Genomic DNA, 9,500 nt, shown 5'->3' with positions numbered 1-9,500 from the left:
CACACCGCCGCCAGCGACACCATCACCGCGAACGAGGTCGGCTGCACCACATCCACCCGATCCAGCGAAGGCGCACCCTCCACCTGACGCACCACCTCCAGCAACGACCACCCCGACCAGTCCACGAACGGCTCCAACGCCGCCGCACACTCCGCCATCCGCCCGGCGAACACCCCCGACTCCTCCAGCAAAGCAGCACCCATCCCCACCCACTGCGCCCCCTGACCCGGGAACACCCACACCGACCTACCAACGACATCGGCCACACCCTCAACCGCGCCACCGGCCACCGGCTCACCCGAGGCCACCGCACCCAACCCCGCCAGCAGTTCCTCATGGCCGGCGCCGATAACCACGGCCCGGTGCTCGAACGCCGACCGCGACGACACCAGCGAGAAGCCCACATCCGCCAGGCCCAGCTCGCCGCGCGTATCCGTGAACGCCGCCAGACGACCCGCCTGCGCCCGCAGCGCCTCCTCGGTCTTACCCGACACCACCCACGGCACCACACCCGCGGCCGGAGCCCGATCCTCACCACCCGACTCCGCCTCAGGAGCCTCCGACCCCTGCTCCAAGATCACATGCGCGTTGGTACCGCTGATCCCGAACGACGACACACCCGCCCGACGCGGGCGCCCGGCCTCCGGCCAGTCCCTGGCTTCGATCAACAGCTCCACCGCGCCCGCCGACCAGTCCACATGCGACGATGGCGCGTCCACGTGCAACGTCTTGGGCAGCACCCCGTGCCGCATCGCCATGACCATCTTGATCACACCCGCCACACCGGCTGCCGCCTGGGTGTGACCGATGTTCGACTTGATCGACCCCAGCAGCACCGGCCGGCCCTCCGGCCGGTCCTGACCATAGGTCGCCAGCAGCGCCTGCGCCTCGATCGGGTCACCCAGCGTCGTCCCCGTGCCGTGCGCCTCGACCATGTCCACCTCGGCCGACGACAGCCCGGAGGCGGCGAGCGCCTGCCGGATCACCCGCTGCTGAGACGGACCGTTCGGCGCCGTCAACCCGTTGGACGCACCGTCCTGGTTGATCGCCGACCCACGCACCACCGCGAGCACCTCATGGCCGTTGCGCCGAGCGTCCGACAAGCGCTCCAGCACCAGGACACCCACGCCCTCAGACCAGGCCGTGCCGTCCGCGGCATCGGAGAACGCCTTGCACCGCCCATCGGCGGCGAGCCCGCCTTGGACACTGAAGTCGATGAACACCCCCGGAGTGGCCATCACCGTCACACCACCCGCAAGCGCCAGACTGCATTCACCCGAGCGCAGCGCCTGCGCGGCCATATGCATCGCGACCAGCGACGACGAACACGCGGTGTCCACCGTCACCGCCGGACCCTCCAGGCCCAGCGCGTAGGCGACACGGCCGGTGACGATGCTCCCGGCGCTACCGGTGCTGACAAAGGTCATCACATCCGGCGGGAACTGGGCGCTCGACCCGTAGTCGTGGTAGAGCACTCCTGCGAACACGCCGGTACGGCTGCCGCGCAACGAGACCGGATCGATCCCCGCCCGCTCGATCGCCTCCCAGGAGGTCTCCAGCAGAAGGCGCTGCTGCGGGTCCATCGCCAGCGCCTCACGCGGCGAGATCCCGAAGAACCCAGGATCGAAGTCGGTCGCGCCGAGGAGGAATCCTCCCTCGAAGTCCAACTCTCCACGCGACTGCCAGCCTCGGTCCCGTGGCAGAGGGGTGATGGCGTCCCGATCCTCGGCGACCAGCTGCCACAGATCCTCCGGAGAGCTCACCCCGCCCGGATAGCGGCAGGCCATCGACACGATCACAATCGGATCGTCCGCCACCGGCAGCACCGCCGACGGCACCCCCGCATCCGTCTGCTCGCCCAGCAACTCGGCGAGCAGGAAGTCCGCCAGGACGGCCGGCGTCGGGTAGTCGAACACCATCGTCGCCGGCAGGCTCAAGCCGGTCGCCGCGCGAAGGGCGTTGCGAAGTTCGACCGCGGTCAGCGAGTCGAACCCGAGATCCTTGAAGGCCCGCTCGACCTCGACCGCCTCCGCACCGGAGTGCCGCAGCACCACGGCGATCTGCTCGCGGACCATGTCCCGCAGGACCTGTGACCGCTCGTCCGCCTGCAGTTCACGCAGCCGCGTCCGCAGAGCGGAGACGGCCGACTGCTCTTCCTCCCGGAGGCTGAGGCCCGCCTCGACCAGGCTCAGCACCTCCGGCAGATCGCCGAGCAGAGCGCTCTGCCGTGCGGCGGTGAACGTCGGGGCGAACTGCTCCCAGGCGATGTCGGCGACCGCCACCGTCGCGTCCCTGTGGGCGACCGCCCGCCACAGCGCGGTGACGGCCGCTCCCGACGCCATCGCTCGCACACCGCGCCTGGACAGGTAGTCCTGTGCCCCGTCGGCGGCGGCCATGCCGTCCCCGGCCCACGGGCCCCAGGCGACCGAGGTCGCCGTGGCTCCGCGCGCCCGCCGCAGGTCGGCGAGAGCGTCCAGGGAGGCGTTGGCGGCGGCGTAGGCCGCCTGGCCACCGCTGCCCCACACCGCGGCGATCGAGGAGAACAGCACGAAGAAGTCGAGCTCGCGGTCGCCCAGCAGCGCGTCGAGGTTCAGCGCGCCGACGACCTTCGCCCGCATCACCTCGGCCAGTTCGGCGGCGTCCAGTGCGTCCAGGCTGTTCGCCGGGCTGATGCCGGCAGCATGGACTACCCCGGTCAGCGGGTACTCGGCCGGGATGTCCGCCAGTACGGCCGCGAGCGCGTCCGCGTCGGCCACGTCGCATGCCACGATGCTCACCCGGGCGCCCAGCGCGGTCAGCTCGTCGCGCAGCTCGGCCGCACCGTCGGCTTCCATGCCCCGCCTGCTGGTCAGTACGAGATGTTCGACCCCCTGGGCGGCCAGCCCTCGGGCCACGTGAGCACCGAGCGCGCCGGTGCCACCGGTGATCAGGACCGTGCCGCGCGGTCGCGGCGTGGCGTCGGTGCCCCGGTAGGGAGCGTGAGCCAGCCTGCGGCCGTAGACGCCGGTCGAGCGGATCACCACCTGATCCTCGGAGCCGGGCACGCTGAGGACGCCCGCCAGCCAGGTCACCACCCGCTGGTCCAGCGTCTGGGGCAGGTCGATCAGGCCGCCCCACCGCTGCGGGTACTCCAGCGCGGCCACCCGGCCAAGGCCCCATACGCCCGCCTGAGCCGGGCTCGGCGCGGCATCGGACCGGCCGGTCGAAACCGCGCCCTTCGTGAGGCACCACAACGGCGCCTCGGCACCGGCGTCGCCGAGCGCCTGCAGCAAGGTCGCCGTCAGCGCCGCCCCGTCCGAGACACCGGCGGTCTCACCCAGCGCCAGCAGCGACACCACTCCGGCCGGTCCCTCTTGTGCGCCAAGGCGCTCGCGCACCTGCTCGGCGAGCGCGGCCCGGTCCGGCGCGGAGACGTCCAGCCGTACGGCCGCCGTCCCGAAGATCTGGACCACGGACTCCGCCCAGGCGTCACCCGCCAGGTCCGCGGGCACGACGACCAGCCAGGAGCCCGGCACGACGGCCGCCGAGACGCTGGTCAGCGGCTTCCAGATGACGCGGTATCGCCAGGAGTCCGCGACGGACGTCTCGCGCCGCGCCCGGCGCCACGACGTCAGCGCCGGCAGCACCGCGCCGAGCGTCTCCTGCTCCACATCCAGCCGGGCCGCGAGGGACTGGAGATCCTCGCGCTCGATGGTGGCCCAGAACTCCGCGTCCACCGGATCGGCCCCGGCGGCGCTCTTGGCGGTGGCGCCGGGCTCGGGCCAGTACCGCTCGTGCTGGAAGGCGTAGGTGGGCAGCTCGACCCGGCGCCCGCGTGGGAGCACCGTCTCCCAGGTCACCGGCACGCCGTGCACGTGCAGGCGAGCCAGCGCCTCGGTGGCGGTCTCGTAATCGCCCCGGTCCCTGCGCAGGACCGGCACCAGCACAACGTCCAGGTCCGGGTCCGCCAGGGTCTCCTGGGCCATGGCGGTCAGGACGCCGTCGGGGCCCAACTCCAGATACGCCCGTACGCCCTGCGCGTGCAGGGCACGCACGCCATCGGCGAAGCGAACCGCGCCGCGCACCTGGTCCACCCAGTAGTCCGGGGAGCACAGTTGCTCGGCCGTGGCTTCCTCTCCGGTCAGGGTGGAGACCACGGGGATGCGCGGCGGGTTGTAGGAGAGCCTGCTCGCCAGCGTGCGGAAGTCCGCCAGCATCGGCTCCATCAACGGCGAATGGAACGCGTGCGAGACCCGCAACCGCCTCGTCTTCACCCCGCGCTCCGCCAGGGCGGCGGCCACCTCAAGGACGACCTGCTCGACACCGGAGATCACCACCGACGCAGGGCCGTTGACGGCCGCAACCGACACCTCGCCCTCACGCCCGGCCAGCAGCCCGGCGACCTGCTCCTCGGCGGCCTGGACCGCCACCATCGCACCGCCCGGCGGGAGCGCCTGCATCAGCCGGGCCCGTGCCGCGACCAGGGCGCACGCGTCTTGGAGGGACAGCACCCCGGCCACGTGCGCGGCGGTGATCTCCCCGATGGAGTGGCCGGCCAGCACGTTCGGCCGCACCCCCCAGGACTCGACCAGCCGGAACAGCGCCGTCTCCACCGCGAACAGCGCGGGCTGGGCCCAGCCGGTCTGGTGCAGTTCCTCCGCCTCGCCGAACAGCACCTCCCGCAGTGACCCGTCGAGCAGCGGGTCGAGCTCGGCGATCACCTCGTCAAGCGCCTTCGCGAACACCGGGAACCGGTCGTAAAGCTCCCGGCCCATCCCGGCCCGCTGACTGCCCTGACCCGTGAACAGCGCCGCAAGCCTCGGCTCCGACCTCGCGACTCCGCGCACCACACCGGCGCCCGGACGGTTCTCCGCCACCGCGCGCAGACCGGCCAGCACGCTGTCATGGTCCGCGGCCAGCACCACGGCCCGGTGCTCGAACGCCGACCGCGTCGTGGCCAGTGAGAACGCCATATCGGCCAGAGCCACCTCGCGGCTCTCCACATGCGCGGCCAGACGGTCGGCCTGCGCCCGCAGCACCTCCGCCGTACGGGCCGACACCAGCACCGGCACCACACCATCCGCGGCGGGCGCCTCGACCTGTCGGCCTGCGGGGCCTTCCTCCAGGATCACGTGCGCGTTGGTGCCGCTGATCCCGAACGACGACACACCCGCCCGGCGCGGATGACCGTTCCGCGACCACTCGGCGGACTCGGTCAGCAGTTCCACCGCGCCCGAGCCCCAGTCCACATGCGAGGACGGAGTATCGACGTGCAGCGTCTTGGGCAGCATGCCCTGCCGCATCGCCAGCACCATCTTGATCACACCCGCGACACCCGCAGCCGCCTGCGCGTGACCGAGGTTCGACTTGATGGCACCAAGGAGGAGCGGCCGGTCCGTGGGCCGGTCCTTGCCGTAGGTGGCCAGCAGTGCCTGCGCCTCGATCGGGTCGCCCAGCGTCGTGCCGGTGCCATGCGCCTCGACCGCGTCCACCTCGGCGGGCGACAGACCGGCGCTGGCCAGCGCCTGACGGATCACCCGCTGCTGCGACGGACCGTTCGGCGCGGTCAGGCCGTTGGAGGCGCCATCCTGGTTGATCGCCGAACCACGGACGATCGCCAGCACCTGGTGGCCGTTGCGGCGCGCGTCCGACAGCCGCTCCAGCACCAGTACGCCCACGCCCTCGGACCAGGTCGTACCATCGGCGGTGTCGGCGAACGCCTTGCATCGGCCGTCGGGGGCCAATCCTCCTTGTGCGCCGAACCCGATGAAGCCGAGCGGGGTGGTCATCACCGTGACACCGCCGGCCAGCGCGAGGCCGCACTCGCCCGAGCGCAGGGCCTGCGCCGCCATGTGCAACGCCACCAGCGAGGACGAACACGCGGTGTCCACCGTCACCGCAGGCCCTTCCAGGCCCAGGGTGTAGGACAGGCGACCCGACAGGACGCTGGCCGCCATACCGGTGATGGCGTGACCTTGCACGTCGGCCTGGACGTTCATGACCAGGCTCGCGTAGTCCTGGCCGTTGGTGCCCACGAACACGCCGGTCGAGCTACCCTTCAGCGAGCCCGGGTCGATCCCGGCCCGCTCGACCGCCTCCCACACGCCTTCCAGCAACAGCCGCTGCTGCGGGTCCATCGCCAGCGCCTCACGCGGCGAGATCCCGAAGAACCCCGCGTCGAACCCCGCCACATCCGCCAGGAACCCGCCCTGGATGTCGAGCCCCGTGCCGGACAGCATCTCCAGATCCCAGCCGCGATCGGCCGGGACCGGCGAGATCGCGTCCTCGCCATTGGACAGCAGCCGCCACAGGTCTTCCGGTGAGTCCACTCCGCCGGGGAACCGGCAGCTCATGCCCACGATCACGACCGGATCGTCCGCCAGCACGGCCCTCGGCCCGGCCACCATGCCGGACACAGTGTCCAGATCCTGCCGGCCCAGCAGCTCTGATACCAGGTACCGCGCCAGGACGGCCGGGGTCGGATAGTCGAACACCACCGTCGCCGGCAGCCGCAAGCCCGTCGCGACATTGAGCCGGTTACGCAGCTCCACGGCGGTGAGCGAGTCGAAGCCGAGTTCACGGAACTCCCGCCGCGCCTCGACGGCCTCCGCCGAGTCGTGCCCCAGCACCGCCGCCGCCTGAGCGCGAACGAGATCCACCACGAGCCGGACCTGCTCGGCCTCCGCCAGTCCGGCCAGGCGCCGCACCAGCTCGGAGTTCCCGCCCGCCGAGGTGGAGACCGCAGCCCGGCGGCCCACCCGGACCAGGCCCCGCATCAGATGCGGCACGTGACCGAGCATCCGCAGGGCCGAGAGCTCCAGCCGCGCGGCCACCACCGACGCCTGACCCGAAGTGGCGGCCACCTCGAAGGCCGCCAGGCCCTGCTCGGCCGTCAGCGCGGGCATGCCCGCCCGCGCCATCCGGCGCAGCTCGATCGCTCCCAGGCCACCGGTCATCCCGGTCTCCTGCTCCCACAGGCCCCACGCCAGCGACAAACCGGCCAGCCCGTACGCCCGGCGCGATTCGGCGAGCGCGTCCAGGAACGCGTTCGCCGCCGCGTAGTTGCCCTGACCTGCGTTGCCCATCACTCCCGCCATGGAGGAGAAGAGCACGAAGGCCGCGAGATCCAGGTCCTTGGTCAGCTCGTGCAGATGCCAGGCGGCGTCCGCCTTCGGCCGCAGGACCGTGTCCAGGCGCTCCGGCGACAACGAGGGGATCGTGCCGTCGGCGAGCACGCCGGCGGTGTGAATGACCGCGGTCAGCGGGTGATCGGACGGAATCCCGGCCAGCAGGACCGCGACCTGGTCACGGTCGGCCATGTCACAGGCGGCGATCTCCACCTCGGCACCGTGCGCGATCAGCTCGGCCCGCAGCTCCAGCGCTCCCGGAGCATCCGGCCCCCGGCGGCTGGTCAGCAGCAGACGGCGCATGCCGCGCTCGGCCACCACGTGCCGGGCGAACAGCGCGCCCAGACCACCGGTACCGCCGGTGATCAGCACCGTCCCCTCGGGATCCCACGGCCGTTCCGCCGCCTCCTGGGCCGGTGCCACACGAGCCAGGCGCGGAACCCGCACCTCACCCTCGCGCACCGCCACCTGCGGCTCACCCGACGCCACGAGGCCGGGCAGCACGCCGAGCACGTCCTGCAGCGACTCCTGACCGTCCACATCGACCAGGACGAACCGGCCCGGGTTCTCCGACTGGGCGCTGCGGACAAGTCCTCGCGCCGCCGCCACGGCCGGGTCGGGCGCCGCCTCGCTCTGCGCGCCGGTCACCAGTGCGTTCCGGGTGAGGACCACCATCCGCGAGTCGCTGAAGCGTTCGTCATTCAGCCACCGCTGCAGCAGGTCCAGAACGCGGGCGGTCAGCTCATGCGCCGACTCGTCCACGCCGACCGCCGGGTCCGCGACGATCTCCGTCAGCACCACACCCGGGACCGGACCGGCCTCTGCCGGCGACGACAGATCCATGTCCCCGCCGAGCACCGCCACCGGCATCTGGTCGGCTTCCGGCAGATCGGCCAAAGCCATCCAGTGCACCTGGAACAGCTCATTCCGCCCGGCCACACGACCGTCGGAGACGGCGAGTCCCTCGGCGGGAACCGGCCGCAGCACCACCGACCGTGCCGAGACCACCGGCGCACCCGTCGCATCCACCGCGACCAGCGACACCGCGTCACCGTCGGTCCTGGCCACTCGCACCCGCAGGACCGAAGCACCGCCCGCGTGCAGGCACACCTCACCCCAGGAGAACGGCAACCGGCCGCCCTCGGCGTCGTCCAGCCCGGCGAACGGCACCACATGCAGCGCCGCGTCCAGCAACGCCGGGTGCAGCCCGAACGCACCCGCCTCGCCGACCTGCTCCGGCAGCCTCACCTCGGCGAAGACCTCGCCGTCAGAACCACGCCAGGCCGCCCGCAGTCCCTGGAACGCGGGACCGTACGCGAAGCCCTCCTCCGTCATCTCATACAGCCCGTCCAGCTCGATCGCGGTCGCGCCGGCCGGCGGCCACACCGCCGTGTCGAACGGCACGGCGGCCCTGGCATCTGTGGCGAGCGTGCCGGTGGCGTGCCGCACCCACGGCGCGTCCTCGGCCGCCTCCGCCGAACGCGCGTAGACGTTGACGGTCCGGTGGCCCGAGTCCTGCGGCTCGCCCACCGACACCTGCACCGCCACCGCGTCGTGCTCGCCGAGGACCAGCGGCGCGTCCAGGGTCAGGTCTTCCACCACGTCGCAGCCGACCTGGTCACCGGCCCGGATCGCCAGCTCCACGAACACGCTGCCCGGCACCATCACCGTGCCGGCCACCGCGTGATCGGCCAGCCACGGATGCGACGACAGCGACAACCGCCCGGTCAGCAGCACCCCGTCGGAGTCGGCCAGGCCCACGGCGGCCCCCAGCAGAGGGTGCCTCGCCGCGGCCAGACCCAGCACGCGGGCATCACCGTTCTGCCGGGCCTTCGGCCAGTACCGCTGGTGCTGGAAGGCATACGTCGGCAGGTCCACCCGGCGGCCACCGGTCAGCACCGACTGCCAGTCCACCCGCACGCCGCGGACGAACAGCTCTGCGGCCGAGGTCAGCACCCGGTCCAAGCCGCCCTCATCGCGGCGCAGCGTCCCGGCGACCACCGCGGCGACATCGGCCTCGTCCACGCACTCGCCGATGCCGACCGTCAGCACCGGATGCGGGCTCACCTCCACGAACACCCGATACCGCTGCTCCAGCAGCGAACCGACCGCCGGAGCGAAGGACACCGTACGGCGCAGGTTCTCACACCAGTACCCGCCGTCCAGCTCCGGCCCTTCCACCCACTCGCCGGTCACCGTGGACAACATCGGCACCCGCACAGCGGTCGGCGCCACCTCTGCCAGCGCCTCGGCCAGCGCCTCACGCAGCAGCTCGACCTGCGCCGAGTGCGAGGCGTAATCCACCGCGATCCGCCGGACCCGCACACCATCCGCACCCAGCCGCTCCACCAACTCCTCGACCGCCACGACCTCACCGGCCACCACCACCGACCT

At 72.2% G+C, this 9,500-nt stretch carries 1 protein-coding gene; it reads right to left on the bottom strand.

Going from position 1 to position 9,500, the window contains the following annotated elements:
* The coding region (locus AB0J58_RS43030; RefSeq protein ID WP_364227246.1) for a type I polyketide synthase at nt 1-9,500 on the bottom strand (9,500 nt) is incomplete at both ends.

Source organism: Streptosporangium sp. NPDC049644, from assembly GCF_040675205.1.
GTDB classification, from domain to species: Bacteria; Actinomycetota; Actinomycetes; order Streptosporangiales; family Streptosporangiaceae; genus Streptosporangium; species Streptosporangium fukuiense.
The sequence above is the reverse complement of the archived record's forward strand: the minus strand, read 5'-3'. Positions and strand labels throughout refer to the sequence as shown.